This is a genomic window from Vulgatibacter sp. (assembly GCF_041687135.1).
GTDB lineage: Bacteria > Myxococcota > Myxococcia > Myxococcales > Vulgatibacteraceae > JAWLCN01.
The window spans coordinates 350353-369014 of the sequence record NZ_JAWLCN010000002.1 but is presented as its reverse complement, the minus strand read 5'-3'; the positions used below and the strand labels follow the sequence as shown (position 1 = coordinate 369014).

Sequence of the window (18662 nt, the reverse complement as noted above, 5' to 3'; positions counted from 1 at the left end):
AGAGACGAGATGATCGCAAAGACGATGGTTGCTGCCCTCTTCGCCGCTGCGGTGGTGCTCCCCGCCGCGGAGGCCCTCGCCTGCGGGAAACACGCCAAGCCCGCGGCTGCGACGACGGTTGCACAGGCGGCGCAGGGCAACCGGGTCGAGCTCAGCGTCACCGAGGAGGGCTTCGGCCCGACGCCGGTGAAGGTGAAGAAGGGCGAGCCGGTGACGCTGGTGATCACGCGCAAGACCGACAAGACCTGCGCGAAGGAGATCATGATCCCGGCCTACGACATCGAGAAGGAGCTGCCGCTGAACCAGCCGGTGGAGGTGACCTTCACCCCGACGAAGTCGGGCGAGGTGAAGTACGGCTGCGGCATGGGGCAGATGATCGCCGGCGTGCTCGTCGTCGAGTGAGAGCAGCGCAGCGCTGAAGAGCGAAGGGGCGGCCACCGCAGCGCGGGGCCGCCCCTTCGACGTCCTGGGTTCAGCGCACCAGCTGCAGCTCGCCCATCATCCCCAGCTCCGCGTGCTCGAGGATGTGGCAGTGGAACATCCAGCCGCCCGGGCGGTCGTCGTAGCGCACGGCAAAGCGCAGGGTCCCCTCCGCCGGCACGTTGACCGAGTCCTTCCACTCCCGCAGCGCGGGAGCGGCGCCGTTCACCTCCTGCACCTGGAAGAAGAAGCCATGCAGGTGGAAGGGGTGATCCATGTTGGTCTCGTTGGTCACCTCCCAGACCTGCGTCTCTCCCACCGTGGCGGTGAGCGGCTCGACGTCGGGCCACGCCTGTCCGTTGATCCGGAAGATCATCTGGGTGTGGTTCATCACCTCACTGAGCGCCACCGTCTGCACCGGCTCGCTGCCGTCCACGACGATCGGCTCCACCGTGCCGAGGATCGACGGGAGCTGCGGCGTCTGCTCCGCCGGCAGGTCCGCGATCTCCACCGCGAAGAGCTCGGCCGGATCCTCCAGTCCGGTGCCGTGGCCGCGCTCGTAGGGCAGGTTGCGGACGACGATGCGATCCCCCGGCTCGCCCACCGGCGTGACAACGATCTCGGCGCGCTCGCCGGGGACGAGGAGGAGCGAGTCGCTCTCCACCGGTGCGGGAACGAGGCCTGCGTCGCCGCCGACCCGGACGATCCGGTGGCCGGGGATCTCGAGGTGGAAGTAGCGGGCGTTGGCCGTGTTGACGAGGCGCCAATGCTGGGGGCGGCCGGCACGGGCGAGGAGCGTCGGGGCGATCCTGCCGTTGACGAGGAGCGTGTTGCCCTGCCGCCCGATCATCTCCTCCATGTGGCCACCCGAGCCCGGGGGCGCGAGGCTGCCGTCTGCACGGAGCGCCACGTCGTCCAAGACGAGGGTTACCGTGTCGCCGAGGTCCGGCTGCGCCGGATCCTCCACCAGCACCGTGCCGTAGAGCCCCTTCTCCACCTGCACGTCCGAGCGAACGTGGGGGTGGAACCAGAAGAGGCCGGCGTCCGGCACCACGAAGCGGTAGTCGAAGCTCGCGCCCGGCTCGATCGCCGTGGTCATGTGCCCGGCGCCGTCCATCTCCGCGGGGACCCGCAGGCCGTGCCAGTGGATGGTCGTCGCCTCGGGGAGATGGTTGGTGAAGTGGACCACCACGGTGTCGCCGACCTTCGCGCGGAGCATCGGGCCGGGCACCGTCCCGTTGTAGGTCCAGACCTCGGTGGCGACACCCGGCCGGTACTCCACGGTCGCGACCTTCGCCTCGAGCGCCACTTCGACAAAGTCGGCTGCGGGATCGATGTCCTCCAGGATGGCGAGCGGGACCTCGTCGGCCCAGCCCGCGGGCGCACCGCTCGTATCGGGCAGGGGCGGCTCGTCGTTCGTGTTTCCGTCGTCGCCGCCGCAGCCTGCGAGCAGCGCGGCGAGCGCAAGGGACATGAGGCTGATGGATCGCATGGACTCTCTCCTGGGGAGGTGGCTCGACCTGCTGGCGACGCAGACCCGCGCCGCAGGTGCTGCCTGCATTCTCGCGGAGGGGAGGGGCGCTGTCATCGAAACGCGCCTGCCTTTATCGCTCCGTTCCATCGTGGTGCGCGAACCGGCCAGCTGCCCGGCAAGGGCCGTGGCGCTGGTGATGCATGCTCGATGAGCCGGGAGGTGCACGATGAACGGCAAGGCATGGCTCGCCGCGCTTCTGGTGCTCGGCGCCGGATGCGGCACGGACGAGGACGCTTCGAACGAGGCTGCGCTCTCTGCGCTCGCGTCCATGGAGGAGGAGGCGGCCCGCCATCACGAGGCGGTTGCAGGCGCTGCCGATCGCGACGCGATGACGGCAGAGCACGAGCGCCACCACGGGCGGATGCTCGATGCGGTCGACGAGCTCGAGGCGGGGCTCCGAGGCTGCGAGGACGGCGCCGGTCACCACATGGCCGGGGCCGGAATGGGGATGACCGAGACACGAGCCGAGGTGGAGCGCCACCACGCCGCGGTGGAGGGCACTGCCGATCTCGAAGAGGTGCGCGCGCTGTGCGACGGCTACCATGAGACGCTGCAAGCGCATCTTGGCCCGATGCACGAGCGTATGGGCGGCATGCATTGCGGTGGGCGCGGGATGCATCGGTAGGCCTGCATGCAGCGGCTGCGCGCCGGTCCAGCCCGCGCGCAGCCTTTGCGCCCCCTTTCGCCAGGTTCACGACCCGCGCGTTGGTGCACATCCTCCAGGATCGCGAGGTGCACCATGCAGGGCGGCTGGCAGCATTGGGGGGATCACATGTGGGGCGATCACATGGGCGGGGGCTGGATGGTCTTCTGGTGGCTCCTCGGGCTGGCGGTCGTAGCGGTCGTTGTCTGGGCGGCGATCCGCCTCGCGAATCGTCCGCCGCAGCCACCGAGCGCCCCGCCGCGCGAGCGGCGGGAGAGCGCCGTGGAGATCCTCGAGCAGCGCTACGCTCGGGGCGAGATCGATCGCGAACAGTACCGGGAGATGCGCGACGAGTTGCGGCGTGTCTGAACCGGAGGCGTCCCGCTGCATTCGCTGCACCGGCGGGAGAGGACCGGGACGCGCCGCCTGCCGGCGGGAGCCGGTAGACGGCGCCCGCTTTCAGAGCGCCTCGAGGAAGCGGAGCAGCGCCGCCTGCTCGGCGGGCTGTAGATCGGAGAAGGCGCGACGGGACGCGAGCGCCGTGCCGCTGTGCCGGTAGATCGCTTCCTCGAGGGTCGGCGCGCCGGCGTCGTGCATCCACGGGCCGGTGCGCGACACGCCCCACAGCGGCGGCGTGCGGAACTCGCGGCCGCCGGTGGTGGCGGTGGGGATCCCGCGGTATTCGGCTGGCGCCACGTCGTGGAGGAGCAGGTCGCTGTAGAGCGGCACGCCGTCGAGCTCGGGAACGTGGCAGCCGTCGCAGCCGATCGCGGCGAAGATCGAGGCGCCCTCCGGCTCCGAGGCCGTCGGCGCCAGCGGGGCGAGCTGCCGCAGGAAGAAGGTCATCGCCTCCTGGGGACCTGTGGCGATCTCGGGATCGGCGACGCCGTCCTCGTCGGTGGCGCTGCCGAAGGTGAGCCCCTCTGCTGCCGCCAGCGAGAAGCCGAGCTCGTTGCTGAAGGCGTCGCGCACGAACTCCGCCAGCGACGGCACGTCGGCCTTCCAGCCGAAGCGGCCGAGTCGCCCGTCCGCCAGGCGCGAGGCCCTGCCGCGGATGCCGTCGCCGTCCGCGTCGTCGGGGTCGGCGTTCGCCAGGATCGCTGCCTCCGCGATCCCCTCGACCAGCCCGAGCCCCAGCGACGAGGGCGACTTGCGCCGCTCGACGTCGGTGTAGTTCGCCTCCACCCGCGGCAACCAGGGCGGCGAGACCCGGGGCAGGATCGTGCTGCCGGGGAAGGGCGCGAAGAAGGTGTCGCTCACCCATTTGCCGGCACGGACGACGGTGACGTCGAGCTTGCCGCCGCCGCCGATCACCGGACGATCGTGGCAGGAGCGGCAGCTGTCGCCGTTGAAGTGGGGCGAGCCGAGCCCTTCCGCCAGCGCCGCGTCCCTGTCGAAGAGCTGCCGGCCTTCGAGCCAGAGGTCCCGCTCCGCGTCGTCGAGGGGGCGCAGCGGCCCGCCGGGCGCCCCCACCTCGGGAATGGGGGCCTGCTGCGGCAACATCCCCTCCGTTCGCTCCGCTGCGCCGCCGAGCGATCCGAGGAAGGCGAGGATCGCCGCCCGCTCCGCCGGCTGCAGCGCGTCGTAGCGCTGCCGGGAAGCGGCGGCCTCGCCCCCGTGCCAGGCGATCGCTTCCTCCAGCGTGTCGGCGCGGCCGTCGTGGAGGTAGGGCGCCGCAGCGGCGACGCCCCACAGCGGCTGGGTGCGGAACTCCGATGGGGTCGCGTCCCACATCTCGATACCGTCGGACATCTCCGGGCCCATGTCGTGGAGCAGGAGATCGGAGTAGAGCGGGATCGGACCGCGCGGCCCCTCGAGGGAAGGCACGTGGCAGGCGGCGCAGCCGATCGCCTCGAAGTGCGCTGCCCCTTCGCTCGTCTGCGGGGTCGGCGCGTCGGGGGGCGGCGGCGCCAGCAGCATGGTGAAGCTCACCAGGGCAAAGAGATCCTCGGCGCCGAGCTCCGGATCGGGCACGAGGTCCGCGTCGACGATCGGGTTGTCCTTCGGCGCCACCTGGCCCTGCTGTACGGACTGCAGACCCGCAGCAGTCGCTGCGTTGCGAACGGGCGGCGGGAAGGGGAGCCGGCGCCGCTCCGCGTCGGTGAGGCGGTTGGTGGTGATCCCGATGTGGTTGTTGAGCGGGCCGCGGACGAAGCCCTCGAGGAAGGTGGTCTGCGCCTTCCTGCCGAAGCGGGCCACCTGGCCCCGCTCGCGGTTGACGCGGCCGCTGATCCCGTCGCCGTCCGCGTCGTCGGGATCCTCGAGTGCCAGCAGCGCCGCGTCCGGGATCTCGGCGATGAGCCCCGCGCCGAAGAAGGGCAGGGCGTTGCGCTGGCCGCTCACGTCCATCTCGGCAGGGATGCGCGGACGCACGCCGGCCTCGCCGAGGCCGTAACCGTGGGCGACGCCGCCGCCGGGGCTGGGCAGGAAGCGGCCGTCGGGGGTGGTGCTGCCGGTGAGGTAGATGTTGCGGAAGCGCCCCGAGGTCCCGCCCACCACGGGCTTCTCGTGGCAGCCCGCGCACGTGACGGTGTTGAAGCGCGGGCCGAGGCCGTCAGCCTCCGTGAAGATTCGTTCCGCGAGCTCGCGCCCCCGCTCGAAATCGGCGCGCTGCGCGGGGGTGGCGAAGGGCAGCGGCGATCCGAGCGGCGCGAAGATCTCGCGGGAGAGCGGTGGTGCCTCGGGCTCGTGTTCCGCGGCGGAACAGCCTGCAGCGATGAGGGCGAGGGGCAGGAGCTTGCGGTACATCGGGGACTCCCTGGTCGAGAATCCCTACCTTACACGATCACCTTGTCCCAGCTCGCGTAGCGGTCGCGGACCTGGCCCCGTGGCACGGCGAGCACGACGAGCGCGAGGCCGGCGACGATGCCGATGAGCCGCGCCGTGCCGCCGGCACCGTCGAGGATCAGCGGACCGATGGCGATGACCAGGCCCAGCAGCGCGTCGAGGAAGCGCAGCGGCCGCACCACCTCGGCCATCGCGATTACCGCGGTGGTGACCACCAGCGCGCCGCCGAGGTGGAAGACGCTCGCAGCGGGCTTGCCCACGTCGAAGGTGCCGGGCACCGCCATCAGGAAGATGCCGATGGCCACCGAGAGCACCAGCGTCCAGGGCAGGGTCATGCCCCAGACCGAGGCGCGGGCGAGGAGCCCCGGCTTGCGCGGCAGCTCGGGCACCTCGGGCGTCCGCTCGTCGGGCTGCGATCCTTCCGGCGCGCCGCCGAGCCAGAAGACCCTCCACCGGGACTCGCCGCGCCGCTTCGCGCCGCGCAGGTGCTGGAGCATCGCCACCACCTCGTCGGCGGAGAGGCCGATCATCGGCAGCATCAGCGCCGCGGCGAGGAGGCAGAAGGTGCACCAGCTCCCCACCACCACCGGCTGCGAGATCACGAGGAAGATGTGGACGAGGCCCAGGGGGATGACGAGGATCCCGAAGAAGCCCACCATCCACGGCATCGTCCGCCACCTCGCCTGGCTGCCCATCCAGCCCATCAGGAACTCGAAGGTGAAGGCGAGGGCGCCCAGGCCCGCGTCGGAGACGGGCAGCGAGTGGGACATCTTCGAGTCGAGGACCTGCCGGGTCCCGTCGCCGAAGAAGGGATCCCAGACGGTCTCGATGTAGCCGAGCTGGTAGGCGGCGAGGTAGCGGGAGACGAGCCAGCCGACGAAGGCGAGCGCGATCAGGATCGCGCGCTGCGGCCAGCTCGACGGGTTGTAGGTCCAGCCCGGCGGCTGGTTGGGGCCCATCTTCATGTACATCGGCATGTTCGGCATGCCGGGGACGAGGATGGTGAGCGCGATCACCGCGGCGCCGACGACGGTGGCGTTGAGGTAGGCGGCAGCGCTCGGCGCCCAGAAGACCAGCGGCGCGAAGGTGAGCCAGACGCCGACGAAGCAGGCGGCCCAGAGGCTGTAGGGCCGGTCCGGCTGCAGCGATCGCCAGCCGAAGAAGATGAGCAGCAGGCCGCTCGCCACGTCGCTCACCTGCATGGCGGTGATCCGGGCTGCGTCGGAGAGCCAGATGCTCCTGCCGCCGCTCGGCTCGGCGATCTCGGCGCCGTAGCCGAGGGTCACCGGCGCGAAGAGGGTCCAGACGCCGGCGAGGATGATCGACCAGTAGACCCACTGGGTGCGCGCGTGGTGCTGGCGCAGCTGATCGCAGCGATCCTCCTTCGTCATCTCGTGACCGCCGCCCCCGTGCATCGGGCGGGTGACGCCGCGGCGCGCCATGCCGCCGTGCTCCTGCTCGCTGCTCATGCCGCCTCCTCACCAGCAAGTTGATGGTCTCCTACGATTGACGGTAGTAGGTGCCCGTGCTACGACTGCCCGGTGCACGAACGCAGGCGCCTCGAGCCGCTCGGCTCCCTCGAAGCCCGGGTGATGGAGATCGTGTGGCGGCTCTTCCCCGCCACCGCACGCACCGTGTGTGATCGCCTCCAGGGCGACGATGCGCGGGCCTACACCACGATCATGACCACCCTCGACCGCCTCCACCACAAGGGCCTGCTCGCCCGGGAGAAGGACGGGCTGGCCTGGCGCTACACGCCGGTGATGAGCCGCGCCGCGTACGAGCGGGCGCTCGCCGACCAGACCGCGCTCGAGATCCTCGCCTCCCACGGCGAGACGGCGCTCGCCGCCTTCGTCGACGCCGCCGCGCGGGAAGACGAGGCGCTCCTCGACAAGCTCACCGAGCTGATCGAGCGCAGGCGGAGGGCCGGGCGATGACGGCGGCGCTCGCCTTCCTCCTCGAGCTCGCGGCGCTCGCCGCGCTGACCGGCACGCTCGTGTCGCTCGCAGCGGGCCTGGCGTGGTGGTCGCTCGGAGCCCGGGTGCGCTCGCCCTTCGTCCGCGCGGATCTCGCCTTCCTCCTCGGCACGCTTCCCGCCACCGCGACCCTCGCCGTCCTCCTCGCGGCGATCGCGCCGCCGCTCCGGGCGCTCTTCGGCGGGCCGGACCACTGCGTCGACCACGCCCACCACCTCCACCTCTGCCTGATCCACTTCGCCGGTCTACGACCGGGACTCGCCGTTGCCGGTGCCGCGGCCCTCGCTGCGTTCGCCTGGCGCCTCGGCACCTTCCTCGCCGGCGAACGGGCGGCGACGCGGCGCCTGCGCCTGCTCGAGGGACTCGGCGAGGCGAGGACGGACGCACACGGCTCGACCCTGCTCCTCCTCCCCGGGGCGCCGGGGCTCTGCCATGCAGCCGGCATCCTCCGCCGGCGCATCTTCCTCTCCGCCTCCCTCGCTGGCCGCCTCGATCCCGGCGCTCTCGAGGGCGCGCTGGCGCACGAGCGGGCGCATCTGCGCCGTCGGGATCCGCTCAGCCGCCTGCTGCTCGCCGGAGCGGGGCTCTTCGCGCTCCCCTTCGTCGCCCGCACCCTCGCCCGTGCCCACCGCGACGCGGCGGAGGAGGCCTGCGATCTCCACGCGGCGGCAGAGGTGGGGGATGGAGCCCTGGTCGCCAGCGCGCTCGTGCAGGTGGCGAAGCTGCAGCGCGACGTGCAGCACCTCGCCCTCGCCTTCGGCGGCTCGGCCCTCGAGCGCCGCGTCCGCGCGCTCCTCGACGTGCCGCCCCGCACGCGCACGCCGCTCTCCCTCGCGCTCGGTTGCTCCGTGCTCCTCGCCGGCGCCGCGGTGGCGCTGGCTTTCGACGACGCGATCCACCACGCGGTGGAGACGCTCTTCGCCCACCTCTCCTGAGTACGCCCATGCAGCGCGGTACCCGTATGCTCTCGCTCTTTGCTACGACCGTTCGTAGTAGCTGCTTCGTGCTCCTGCTGGCGGCGACACCCGCCCTCGCCCAGCAACGGACGCTGGCAGCGGACGACTTCGTCCGGCAGGTGCTCGAGCAGGGCCTCGACGCCCGGATCGCCGCGCTGGAGATCGAGGCCGCCGCTGCCGAGCGAGCGGGCGCGGGCCGCTGGCCCAACCCGTCGATCGAGTGGACGCGCGAGTCGTTCGGTGACGGCACCGACGAGAGCGAGGACTTCTTCATCGCCTCGATCCCCCTCGTCCTCTCCGGACGCCTCGGACTCGAGCGCGACGCAGCCGACGGCGAGGTGCAGGCGGCGCAGGCCCGCTACGAGCGCGCCAGGGCCGCGCTGCGGCGGCGCGCAACCGTCGCGTACTTCCGCGTCGTCGAGGCGCGGCAGCGGGTGGCGGTCTTCGAGCGGTCGCTGCAGGAGGTTCGCGAGCTGGAGCGGATGCTGGCGGCCCGCGCCGCTGCTGGCGACGCCGCCGGCTACGACAGCCTGCGCATGGGCGTCGAGCGCGCCACGGTGGAGAACGCGCTCGGTGAGGCCCGGGTCCGGCTGGCAGCAGCGACGTCGGAGGCCGAGCGCCTGCTGCCGCCGGGCCGGAAGCTCCCCGTGCTCGACGCCACGCTGGCGCCCGAGGCCGTGCCCGCGGATCGGGACGAGCTGCTCGCGGCGCTGGAGGCGCGGCGCGCCGACCTGCGGGCGCTGCGCCTCGAGGCGGAAGCCGCCGAGGCGCTGGCTGCAGCTGCGGGACGCTCGTGGATTCCCGACCCCACGATCACCGGCGGGGCGAAGGTGCAGGATCTGGGCAGCGCCGAGGTGGAGACCGGCTACGTGGTCGGTCTCTCAGTTCCGCTTCCCTTCTTCGAGCGCCGGCAGGGAACGCGCGCCCTCGCCGAGGTGCGGCGCCGGCAGGCGGAGGCGCGGCGTGCAGCGCTGCTCCACGCTGCGCGCTCGGCCCTCGCCGCAGCGATCGAGACCGCGGCGAGCCGGGCGGCGCGCGTGCAGGGCGCGCGGGACGGGATGCTCGATCCCGCGAGGGAACTCCAGGTGAGCGCGACGGCCGCCTACCGCGCCGGTGGCGCGGACATCGTTACCCTCGTCGATGCAGAGCGCACCCGCAGGGAGGCAGAGCTCGCCTTCCTCGACCTCGCCCTCGCTGCCCGGATCGCCCAGACGGATCTTCTCTTCCTCGCCGGTGCCTTCGACGCCGCTGCAGGAGCCCCGTGATGCGCCACCTCTTGCTTCTCGCCGCCTGCGGTTTCCTCGCTGCCTGCTCGTCCTCCCACGAGGAGGGACACGGGCACGCCCACGAGGAGGACGCACACGATCACGGCCACGGCCACGAGGCGGAGGACGAGCGGCCCGCCGTGGTCGTCACCACCTACGCCGACGGCCTCGAGCTCTTCATGGAGTATCCCGCCCTCGTCGTCGGGCAGCCGTCGGCCCTCGTCGCCCACTTCACCGACGCCCGGAACCCCGAGGGCTTCGTCGCGGTGACGAAGGGAAGGGTGATCGCGACGCTGCGCTACGCCGACGGCTCGGAGGAGCGCTTCGTCGCCGAGGAGCTGCTCCGCGACGGGATCTTCAAGCCGGTGGTGACGCCCGGCAAGCCGGGGGCCGCCACCCTCACCCTCGAGCTGCAAGGGCCGCAGGTCACGGGCAGCGTCCCCGCCGGCAGCGTGACCGTCCACGCGAGCGCCGGCGCCGCCATCGCCGCTGCGCCCCCGGAGGCGACGGGAGAAAGCACGGTGCCCTACCTCAAGGAGCAGCAGTGGAAGACCACCTTCGCCACGGCGCCGGTGGAGCAGCGGCTGCTGCGCGACGGCATCCGCGCCAACGGCGAGCTGCGGCCCGTGGCCGGCAAGGCCGCGGAGCTCGCGGCGCCGGTGGCGGGGCGGGTGGTGGTGCCGGCATCGGTGCCCCATCTCGGCATGCGGGTGCGCCGGGGCGATCGGCTCTTCTCCATCGTCCCCATCGAGACCGGCGGCCGCGATCGCGCCGGCCTCGATCTGGCGGCGGCACAGGCCCGGGCCGAGCTGGGGCTCGCCGAGCGGGAGGTGCGCCGTGCCGAGGAGCTCCTCGCGGTGCAGGCGATCCCCGAGAAGCAGCTGGACGCAGCCCGGGTGGCGGAGAACGTCGCACGGGCGCGGCTCCAGGCGGCGGAGCGGCAGCTCTCGCTCTACCGGAGCGCACAGGGCGGCGGCGGGCGTGGAGGCGGGAGCGCTTCCTTCGAGCTGCGGGCGCCGCTCGACGGCGTGGTCTCCTTCGCCGACGTGATGCCCGGCGCGATCGTCGAGCCGGGTCAGCTGCTGGTCTCGGTGGTGGACACCGATCGGCTCTGGCTCGAGGCGCGGGTCTTCGAGAGCGACGCGCCCCGCGTCCAGCAGAGTCCGGGGGCGACCTTCACCGTCGCCGGGATCGGCCGCGACTTCGTGGTGGACGAGACGGAAGGCACGCGGGTCGCCGTCGGCGCGGTGGTCGATCCCGCCACCCGCACCGTGCCGGTGATCTTCGAGCTCCCCAACCCCGGGGGCATGCTCAAGCCGGGCATGTTCGCGAAGGTTCGGCTCCTCACCGGCGAGGGCAGCGAAGTCCTCGCCATCCCTGCTGCGGCGGTGGTCGACGACCGCGGCAGGCCCACGGTCTACGTGATGGAGGGCGGCGAGTCCTTCTTCGAGCGGAAGGTGGAGCTCGGCGCCCGCGACGGAGGCTGGGTCGAGGTCCGCGCCGGTTTGCGGGAGGGCGAGCGCGTGGTCAGCCGCGGCGCCTACGAACTCAAGCTCGCCAACGCCTCGGGCGCCATCCCCGAGCACGGCCACCAGCACTAAGGACCGACGCACGATGAACCGCCTCATCCGCTGGGCCATCGACAACCGGCTCCTCGTCATCGCCGCCTCGGCGCTCCTGCTCCTCGTCGGCGCCCGGGTGACGCAGCAGATGCCGGTGGACGTCTTCCCCGATCTCACCGCGCCCACCGTCACCGTGCTCACCGAGGCCCACGGCCTCGCGCCCGAGGAGGTGGAGAGCCTCGTCACCTTCCCGGTGGAGACCGCGGTGAACGGCGCCACCAGCGTGCGCCGGGTCCGCTCGACCTCTGCGGTCGGCATCTCGATCGTCTGGGTGGAGTTCGACTGGGGCACCGACATCTACCTCGCCCGCCAGATCGTGAACGAGAAGCTGCAGCTGGTGGGAGCGCAGCTGCCGCCCGATGTGGATCCGCCGACGATGGCGCCGATCTCCTCGGTGATGGGCGAGATCCTCTTCCTCTCGATGGCCTGGGAGGAGGGCGTGCTGGCACCAGGCGAGACGGGGCGCGAGGCGCAGCTGATCGAGGCCCGGACCGCAGCGGACTGGCTGGTGCGCAAGCGGCTCCTCTCGGTGCCCGGCGTCTCGCAGGTGGTGCCCATCGGCGGCGGGGTGAAGCAATACCAGGTGCTGCTCCGGCCGGAGGCGCTCCAGGCCCTCGACGTCGGCGTGGACGAGGTGGCGGCGGCGCTCCGCACCACCAACCAGAACGCCTCCGGCGGCTTCTACGTCGAGGGCAGCCAGGAATACCTGTTGCGCGCGGTGGGCCGCGCCGACGGGCTCGACGACCTCGGCGACACGGTGGTCGCGGTCCGTGGCGGCCAGCCGGTGACGGTCCGGCAGCTCGCCGACGTGCGCATCGGGCCGAAGATCAAGCGCGGCGAGGGCGCCGCCAGCGGCAGGCCCGCGGTGATCCTCGCGGTGCTCAAGCAGCCCGACGCCAATACCCTCGAGCTCACCGAGCGGATCGACACGGCGCTGGACGAGATCCAGTCCACCCTGCCGGCGGGGCTGCGCATCGATCGGAAGATCTTCCGGCAGTCGGACTTCATCTCGGCCGCCGTCGGCAACGTCGAGGCGGCGCTGCGCGACGGCGCCATCCTGGTGGCGGTGATCCTGCTCGTCTTCCTGGCCAACCTGCGGGCCACGGTGATCTCGCTCCTCGCCATCCCCATCTCGCTGGTGGTGGCGGTGCTGGTCCTCGCTGGGCTGGGCGTGACGCTCAACACGATGACGATCGGCGGCCTCACCATCGCCATCGGCTCGCTCGTCGACGACGCGATCATCGACGTCGAGAACGTCTTCCGCAGGCTCCGGGAGAACCGGGCCCTTCCGCCGGAACGGCAGCGGTCGCCCTTCGCGGTGATCTACGCCGCCTCGGTGGAGGTCCGGACCTCGATCGTCTTCGCCACGCTGATCATCGTGCTGGTCTTCGTTCCGCTCTTCTTCCTCTCCGGCCTCGAGGGTCGGATGCTGGCGCCGCTGGGGCTCGCCTACATCGTGGCCATCGCCGCCTCGCTGCTGGTGGCCATGACGCTCACGCCGGCGCTCTGCGCCTGGCTCCTGCCCCGGGCCCGCTCCCTGGGCTCCGAGGAGAGCCGGACGATCGCGTGGCTCAAACGCACCTACGAGCCGGCGCTCGGCGTCGCCCTCGAGCGGCCGAAGGCGGTGCTCGGCGGCGCCGCGCTCCTCCTCGCCGCCACGCTGGTGGTCGTTCCCTTCCTCGGTAGATCCTTCCTGCCGGAATTCAACGAGGGATCGCTCACCTTGAGCGTGGTGACGCTCCCCGGGACCTCGCTCGAGGCCTCCGATCGGCTCGGACGCAGGATCGAGGAGGCGCTGCTCGCCTTCCCGGAGGTGGTCTCCACCGCCAGGCGCACCGGCAGAGCGGAGCTGGACGAACACGCGCAGGACGTCAACGCCTCGGAGATCGACGTCCGGCTCGCGATGGAGGGCGGGCGGAGCAGGGAGGAGCTCCTCGCTGCGATGCGGCGCGCGCTCGCGCAGATCCCGGGCGCGGTGATCACCATCGGCCAGCCGCTCTCCCACCGCATCGACCACATGCTCTCGGGGAGCCGGTCGAACATCGCCCTCAAGCTCTTCGGCGACGACCTCGACAGGCTGCGGCAGCTCGCCGAGCAGGTGCGGCAGGTCGCCGAGAAGACGCCGGGCGCCGTCGACGTGGCGATCGAGCAGCAGAGCGACATCCCGCAGCTCGCCATCCGGGCGGATCGGGCAGCGGCCGCGCGCTACGGTCTCACCACCGGCGCGCTGGCGGAGCAGGTCGAAGTGGCCTTCACCGGGCAGACGGTGGGAGCGATCCTCGAGGGGCAGCGCACGGTGGACGTGGTGCTCCGCCTCGACGACGCCTCCCGGGAGGATGCACGGGCGATCGGCGCCACGCTCGTCGACACGCCTGCAGGGCCACGCGTGCCCCTCGCGCAGCTCGCCACCATCGTGCGCGAGGAGGGGCCGAACGCCATCACCCGCGAGGGTGCGCAGCGGAAGATGGTGGTGCAGGCCAACGTCGCGGGCAGGGACCTCGGCGCGGTGGTCGACGATCTGCGGGCGCGGATCGGCGCGGAGGTCGAGCTCTCCGAGGGCTACTGGATCGAATACGGCGGCCAGTTCGAGAGCGCCGCCGAGGCGGCCCGGACCATCGGGATCCTCACCGTGCTGGTCATCGTCGGGATCTTCCTCCTCCTCGTGGTGGCACTCGGCACCGTGCGCAACGCGCTGCTCACCCTGATCAACCTGCCGCTCGCGCTGATCGGCGGCGTGCTGGCGGTAGCGCTCACGTCCGGCGTGGTGAGCATCGCCTCGCTGGTCGGCTTCATCACGCTCTTCGGCATCGCCACCCGCAACGGCATCCTCATGGTGAGCCACTACGAATACCTGGTGCGCGAGGAGGGCAAGGGGCTGCGCGAGGCGATCCGCCAGGGGTCGATGGAGCGGCTCGCGCCGGTGCTGATGACCGCACTCTCCGCCGGCCTGGCGCTCGTCCCCCTCGTGCTCGCCGCAGGCGATCCGGGCAATGAGATCCAGGCGCCGATGGGCGTGGTGATCCTGGGCGGCCTGCTCTCCTCCACGGCGCTCAACATGGTGGTCGTGCCGGCGCTCTTCCTCCTCCACGGCAGGAAGGGCGAAGCTGCGGCTGCCGGCGCGAACGAGCCGCTGCCCGCCCTGTGAGGTGCCCGTGCGTCCTTCCGAGAAACCCTGGACCGGTGCAGCGATGGGGCTCGGCGCCGCGGCGCTCTTCGGCCTGACCGCGCCGCTCTCCAAGCCCCTGCTCGAGGAGACCGGCCCGCTGGTGCTGGCGGCGCTGCTCTACCTGGGCGGCGGCATCGGCCTGCTCGTCTTCGGTGGAGCCCGGCGCATCCTGGCGTTGCATGGCTCGAAGGAGGCCGCCCTCCGGCGCTCGGACGTGCCCCTGCTGCTCGGCGTCGTGCTCACCGGCGGGATCGTGGGCCCCGTGCTGATGCTCACCGGGCTGGAGCGATTGTCGGCGCTGGGCACGTCGCTCCTCCTCAACCTCGAGGCCCCCTTCACCATCGTCATGGCGCTCCTCGTCTTTCGGGAGCACCTCGGGCGCCGGGAGCTCGTGGGCGCAGCGGCGATCGTGGGGGGCGCGCTCCTCCTCGCCATCCGGCCCGGTGAGCTCCGCGGCGACTGGATCGGAGTCGCCGCGCTGTCCGGCGCCTGCCTGGCCTGGGCCACCGACAACAACCTCACCCAGCGGCTCTCGCTAAGGGATCCCGTCGCGGTGGTGGTGGTGAAGACCCTCGGCGCCGGCGGCTGCATGCTCGCGATCGCCCTGGCGCTCGGCCAGCGCCTGCCACCGGCGGAGACGACCTTCGTCGCCCTCCTGCTCGGGTCGGCAGGCTACGGCCTCAGCATCGTGCTCGATCTGCGTGCGCTGCGGATCCTCGGCGCTGCGCGGGAGGCCGCCTATTTCGCCACCGCCCCCTTCCTCGGCGCGCTGGCATCGGTGGTTCTGCTCGGCGATCGGCTCGCACCTGCCGACTGGGCCGGCGGGGCGGCGATGGCCCTCGGCGTGTGGACCCTGCTGCGGGCGCGGCATGCGCACGTGCATACCCACGAGGCGCTGGTGCACGAGCACCTCCACGTGCACGACGAGCATCACCGCCACCACCACGAGGGCCCGGTGAACGAGCCGCACAGCCACGAGCACCGCCACGTGCCCATCACCCACGACCACCCGCACCTCTCCGACCTGCACCACCGGCACCGGCACGGACCGCTCCGGCGCTGATCGTGCGCCGTCAGCCCGCGGCGGGCGCCTGCGGTGCAGCCGGATCGATGCCGTCGCGCTCGAGCTCCGCCGGATCGGCGCGATCGGCGAGGGTGCCCGCCGGCACGTCGTACCAGCCGGGATCCTCGTAGGTGCGGATGCCGTCGCGGACCTTGAGCACCGTGAACATGCCGCCCATGGTGATGTAGTCGTATTTTCCCTGGAGCCCCTTCATCGGGATGCTGTTGGGCGGCACGGGCATCTGCTCCATGTGTTTCTCCATGCCGGCCATGCCCACCTGGCCCATCGGCATGTAGCCCGGGAGGAGGGGCTGCACGAGGCGGGCGAGGCCGCGGGTGTCCACGCCCACCATGTTCGGCGCGTCGTGGCCCATCTGGTTCATCATGTGGTGGGTCATGTGGCAGTGGAGCGCCCAGTCGCCGGGCTCGTCGGCGACGAACTCGATGGTGCGCGTGCTGCCGACCGGCACCAGCACCGTGGTCTCCGGTATCTGCGCGGACGGCTGGATCGGCCCGCCGTCGGTCTGGGTGATCCGGAATTGGTAGCCGTGCAGGTGGATCGGGTGGTGGTTCTGCGGGCTCAGATTTCCCAGGCGGATCCGCACCCGCTGCCCCGTGCGCACCACCAGCGGCTCGGTGCCGGGGAAGGCCCGTGCGTTCATGGTGAGGACGTTGAACTCGGTCATCTCGTTCGGATTGGGCCGCGCCGTGCCGATCTCCACGCTCCACTCGTGCAGCAGGATGGCGAAGTCGCGGTCGACGCGCGGGCCGCTGGGCCGACGCGGATGCGAGAGGAAGAGGCCGGTGAGCCCCATCCCGATCTGCGTCATCTCGTCGTGGTGGGAGTGGTAGAGGTTGGTGCCCCACTGGCGGATGGTGAATTCGTATTTGAAGGTCTCGCCAGGCGGGATCGCCCGCTGGTTGAGGCCGCCCACGCCGTCCATGCCGTTGGGGAGGAGGATCCCGTGCCAGTGCACGGTGGTCGCCGCGGGCAGGCGGTTGGTCACGTAGATGCGCACGCGATCGCCCTCGACCACTTCGATCGTGGGCCCGTGCACCTTGCCGTTGTAGCCCCAGCACGTCGCCTGCAGGCCCGGTGCGAACTCGTGCTCCACGGGCTCTGCCACCATGTGGAAGACCTTCACGCCGCCGACGATCTTCCAGGGCAGCTTGCTGCCGTTGGGCACCTCTACCGGCAGGTAGTCGCGCCCCGGCACGCCCGGGCGCATCCAGCGCTGGCTGGCGGTGCCGCTGGCGGTGGCGGCCGCGGAGCCCTGCCGCGGCGCCCGGGCGCCGGGCACGTTCTCCGTCGGCTCGGCTGCCTGCGCGGCGCTCTCCCGTGCCCCGAGGAGCAGGGCGCCTGCGACACCCAGGCCGGTGCCGAGGAGGCGGCGCCGCTCGGGATCCTGCGGCGTCTCGTCGGGTGGCAGGGGGGCGGGGGGCTGCGTCCGGCTCATGGCGTGGCCTCGTGCTGGTGGTGCTCTTCCTCTCCCGCCGCGTCGGGTCTTTCGCCCGCGGGCAGCTCTTCGAGCCGCTGCGGTGCGGGGCCGTCCCGCGGCGGCGGGCGCAGGCTGCCGCCCACCAGCCGCTCCAGCTCCGCGCGCTCGATCCAGTAGTCGCGCACCGTCTCGACGTACGCGCGGTAGGCCTCGATCTGCTCCCGCCGCGCCTCCATCACCTCCGCCATGCCGATCGCCATCGCGTTGTACTGGAGCTGCATTCCCTCGACGATCCGCTCGCGCAGCGGCAGGAGCAGCTTGCGCTGGTGATCGACGATCTGCCGCAGGCCCTGCAGCCGCGCCGCCGAGGTGCGGACCGCGGCGCGGGCTCCGACCGAGAGCGCGTCGAGCCTGCGCGCCGCCTGTCGCTGCTGGCTCTCGAGGCGTGCGATGGTGCCCTGCCGCTGGTTGAAGATCGGGAGCTCGAGCGCCAGCGTCGGCCCGAAGAGCCGCGGGCCGTCGGGATCCTGGTGGATGTGCACGCCGATCTCGATGAAGCCGAAGTAGCGGCTCGACTTCGCCACGCCGACCGCGTTCTCGAGCAGGAGGTACTGCTTGCGGGCGGCGTCGACGTCGAGGCGCTGCCGGATCGCGAGCGACTCGAGCTTCTCCGGCAGCGGCTCCTCGGGGAGCATCTCGGGGAGCGGCTCTGCCAGCGTCCACGCCGTCCGCTGCCCCCAGAGCCCGAGGTGGCGGTTCAGCTCCTCGCGGGCCTCGATCCGCTCGAGCTCGGCGCGGGCGAGCTCCGCGCGCGCCTGCTCGTAGGCGGCGCGTTCGATGTCGAGATCGAGCTGGGTGACGTTGCCCGCCCGGAAGCGGGCCTCCATCTCCGCGGCGGCGCCGAGGGCCGCCTGCATCACCAGCCGCTGCAGCTCCACCATGCGATCGGCGGCCTGGTAGCGGCTGAAGGCGCGGCTCACCTCGGCAGCGAGGCCGAGGGTCTCGTGGGCGACCTGCACCGTGTCGGCGATGAACTGCTCCTTCGCCACCCGCTGCCGCAGGGGCAGCACGAAGAGGTCGAGGAAGTTCTGGACGATCGAGGCCTCGTATTCGATCCGATCGCTCTCGCTCTCCGTGATCGGGAAGCCGACGCTCCCCTCGATCACGGGGTTGGAGATGCGGCCTGCGTCGACGAGATCGGCCTGGGAGACGCCGAGGCCCGCGTACGTCGCCTGGATCTCGGGGTTGTTGACGAGGGCGATCTCGATGGCGCGCTGCCTGGTGAGCCCCTCGGCGAGGAGCTTCTCCACGCGATCAGCGATGTCCTCGGCGCCGGGCTCGCCCTCGCCCCAGCCCGTCTGCAGGCCGGTGCGCTCCTGCACGAGGGCTTCCACCTGATCGTGTCCGCGCTCGGGCGAGAAGGTCGCGCAGCCGGTGGTGGCGAGGAGGAGGAGGAGGAGGCGCTTCATGGCGTTTCGTGCCGGTGTTCGTCGGGCTGGGGCTCTTCCTGCGCGCCGTGGCCCTCGTGGCCTTCTGGCGGGGCCTCTTCCTGCGCGCCGTGGCCCTCGTGGCCTGCAGGGGGCGCCTCTTCCTGCGCCGCCGGCAGAAGCGGCTGGTCGAGGGTGGCGGGGCCGCTGCGGAAGGCCTCGAGCGGCTCCACCGGCGGCGCTTCCGGTGCCTCCGGATTGGCAGGATCGATCGCCGCGGGCCGCGGCTCCGGCGTGCCGGCGCAGCCTGCAGCTGCGGGCAGGCAGAGCAGGGCGAGGAGGCGGGTCCGCATCCTTTCTCCTTC

15 protein-coding genes are annotated in these 18662 nt (G+C 72.1%); 9 read left to right on the top strand and 6 right to left on the bottom strand.

The window, feature by feature from the left end; genetic code table 11:
- Nucleotides 1-9 precede the first annotated feature (9 nt).
- Nucleotides 10-402 carry a cupredoxin domain-containing protein gene (locus tag ACESMR_RS05420; RefSeq protein WP_373045743.1) on the top strand — a complete coding sequence of 131 codons (393 nt, stop codon included), beginning with the start codon at nt 10-12 and terminating at the stop codon, nt 400-402.
- A gap of 70 nt (nt 403-472) precedes the next feature.
- Here ACESMR_RS05420 and ACESMR_RS05415 read toward each other — a convergent pair whose 3' ends face one another.
- Nucleotides 473-1912 (bottom strand): multicopper oxidase family protein, encoded by a 1440-nt coding sequence (locus ACESMR_RS05415; RefSeq protein WP_373045741.1) that lies wholly within the window; start codon nt 1910-1912, stop codon nt 473-475.
- A 208-nt stretch (nt 1913-2120) separates the two neighbouring features.
- On the opposite strand from ACESMR_RS05415, the gene ACESMR_RS05410 reads away from it, so the two are divergent.
- Complete coding sequence (locus ACESMR_RS05410; protein WP_373045739.1) at nt 2121-2579, top strand: hypothetical protein; 459 nt, start codon at nt 2121-2123, stop codon at nt 2577-2579.
- A 114-nt stretch (nt 2580-2693) separates the two neighbouring features.
- Nucleotides 2694-2966, top strand: a complete 273-nt coding sequence (locus ACESMR_RS05405; protein WP_373045737.1) for an SHOCT domain-containing protein — start codon at nt 2694-2696, stop codon at nt 2964-2966.
- Nucleotides 2967-3056: 90 nt separating this feature from the next.
- Here the strand turns inward: ACESMR_RS05405 and ACESMR_RS05400 are convergent, their stop codons facing one another.
- Both ACESMR_RS05400 and ACESMR_RS05395 read right to left on the bottom strand, forming a co-directional pair.
- Nucleotides 3057-5345 (bottom strand): di-heme oxidoredictase family protein, encoded by a 2289-nt coding sequence (locus ACESMR_RS05400; protein WP_373045735.1) that lies wholly within the window; start codon nt 5343-5345, stop codon nt 3057-3059.
- 29 nt (nt 5346-5374) lie between these two features.
- The gene (locus ACESMR_RS05395) at nt 5375-6853 is read right to left on the bottom strand and encodes a vitamin K epoxide reductase family protein (protein ID WP_373045733.1); all 1479 of its coding nucleotides are present in this window, start codon (nt 6851-6853) and stop codon (nt 5375-5377) included.
- Between the two features lie 72 nt (nt 6854-6925).
- Between ACESMR_RS05395 and ACESMR_RS05390 the strand changes: the two genes are divergently transcribed.
- Genes ACESMR_RS05390 through ACESMR_RS05365 form a run of 6 tightly spaced genes read left to right on the top strand, consistent with a single transcriptional unit; the run spans nt 6926 to nt 15432 of the window.
- Complete coding sequence (locus ACESMR_RS05390; protein ID WP_373045731.1) at nt 6926-7321, top strand: BlaI/MecI/CopY family transcriptional regulator; 396 nt, start codon at nt 6926-6928, stop codon at nt 7319-7321.
- The gene (locus tag ACESMR_RS05385) at nt 7318-8295 is read left to right on the top strand and encodes a M56 family metallopeptidase (RefSeq protein ID WP_373045729.1); all 978 of its coding nucleotides are present in this window, start codon (nt 7318-7320) and stop codon (nt 8293-8295) included. The genes ACESMR_RS05390 and ACESMR_RS05385 overlap by 4 nt, the downstream gene beginning before the upstream one ends.
- A gap of 8 nt (nt 8296-8303) precedes the next feature.
- Entirely contained in the window at nt 8304-9581 is a 1278-nt protein-coding gene (locus tag ACESMR_RS05380) for a TolC family protein (protein ID WP_373045727.1), read from the top strand.
- The gene (locus tag ACESMR_RS05375) at nt 9581-11182 is read left to right on the top strand and encodes an efflux RND transporter periplasmic adaptor subunit (protein ID WP_373045725.1); all 1602 of its coding nucleotides are present in this window, start codon (nt 9581-9583) and stop codon (nt 11180-11182) included. Before ACESMR_RS05380 ends, ACESMR_RS05375 begins: the two co-directional genes overlap by 1 nt.
- Nucleotides 11183-11195: 13 nt before the next feature.
- Nucleotides 11196-14348 (top strand): efflux RND transporter permease subunit, encoded by a 3153-nt coding sequence (locus ACESMR_RS05370; RefSeq protein ID WP_373045723.1) that lies wholly within the window; start codon nt 11196-11198, stop codon nt 14346-14348.
- Between the two features lie 7 nt (nt 14349-14355).
- Complete coding sequence (locus ACESMR_RS05365; RefSeq protein ID WP_373045722.1) at nt 14356-15432, top strand: DMT family transporter; 1077 nt, start codon at nt 14356-14358, stop codon at nt 15430-15432.
- A 10-nt stretch (nt 15433-15442) separates the two neighbouring features.
- Here the strand turns inward: ACESMR_RS05365 and ACESMR_RS05360 are convergent, their stop codons facing one another.
- From ACESMR_RS05360 to ACESMR_RS05350, 3 genes are read right to left on the bottom strand one after another with little or no spacing between them, the layout of a single operon-like run.
- A complete protein-coding gene (locus tag ACESMR_RS05360; protein ID WP_373045720.1) occupies nt 15443-16888 on the bottom strand; it encodes a multicopper oxidase family protein in 1446 nt (481 codons plus the stop codon).
- Nucleotides 16885-18339 carry a TolC family protein gene (locus ACESMR_RS05355; protein WP_373045718.1) on the bottom strand — a complete coding sequence of 485 codons (1455 nt, stop codon included), beginning with the start codon at nt 18337-18339 and terminating at the stop codon, nt 16885-16887. The genes ACESMR_RS05360 and ACESMR_RS05355 overlap by 4 nt, the downstream gene beginning before the upstream one ends.
- Complete coding sequence (locus ACESMR_RS05350; RefSeq protein WP_373045715.1) at nt 18336-18650, bottom strand: hypothetical protein; 315 nt, start codon at nt 18648-18650, stop codon at nt 18336-18338. The genes ACESMR_RS05355 and ACESMR_RS05350 overlap by 4 nt, the downstream gene beginning before the upstream one ends.
- Nucleotides 18651-18662 lie beyond the last annotated feature (12 nt).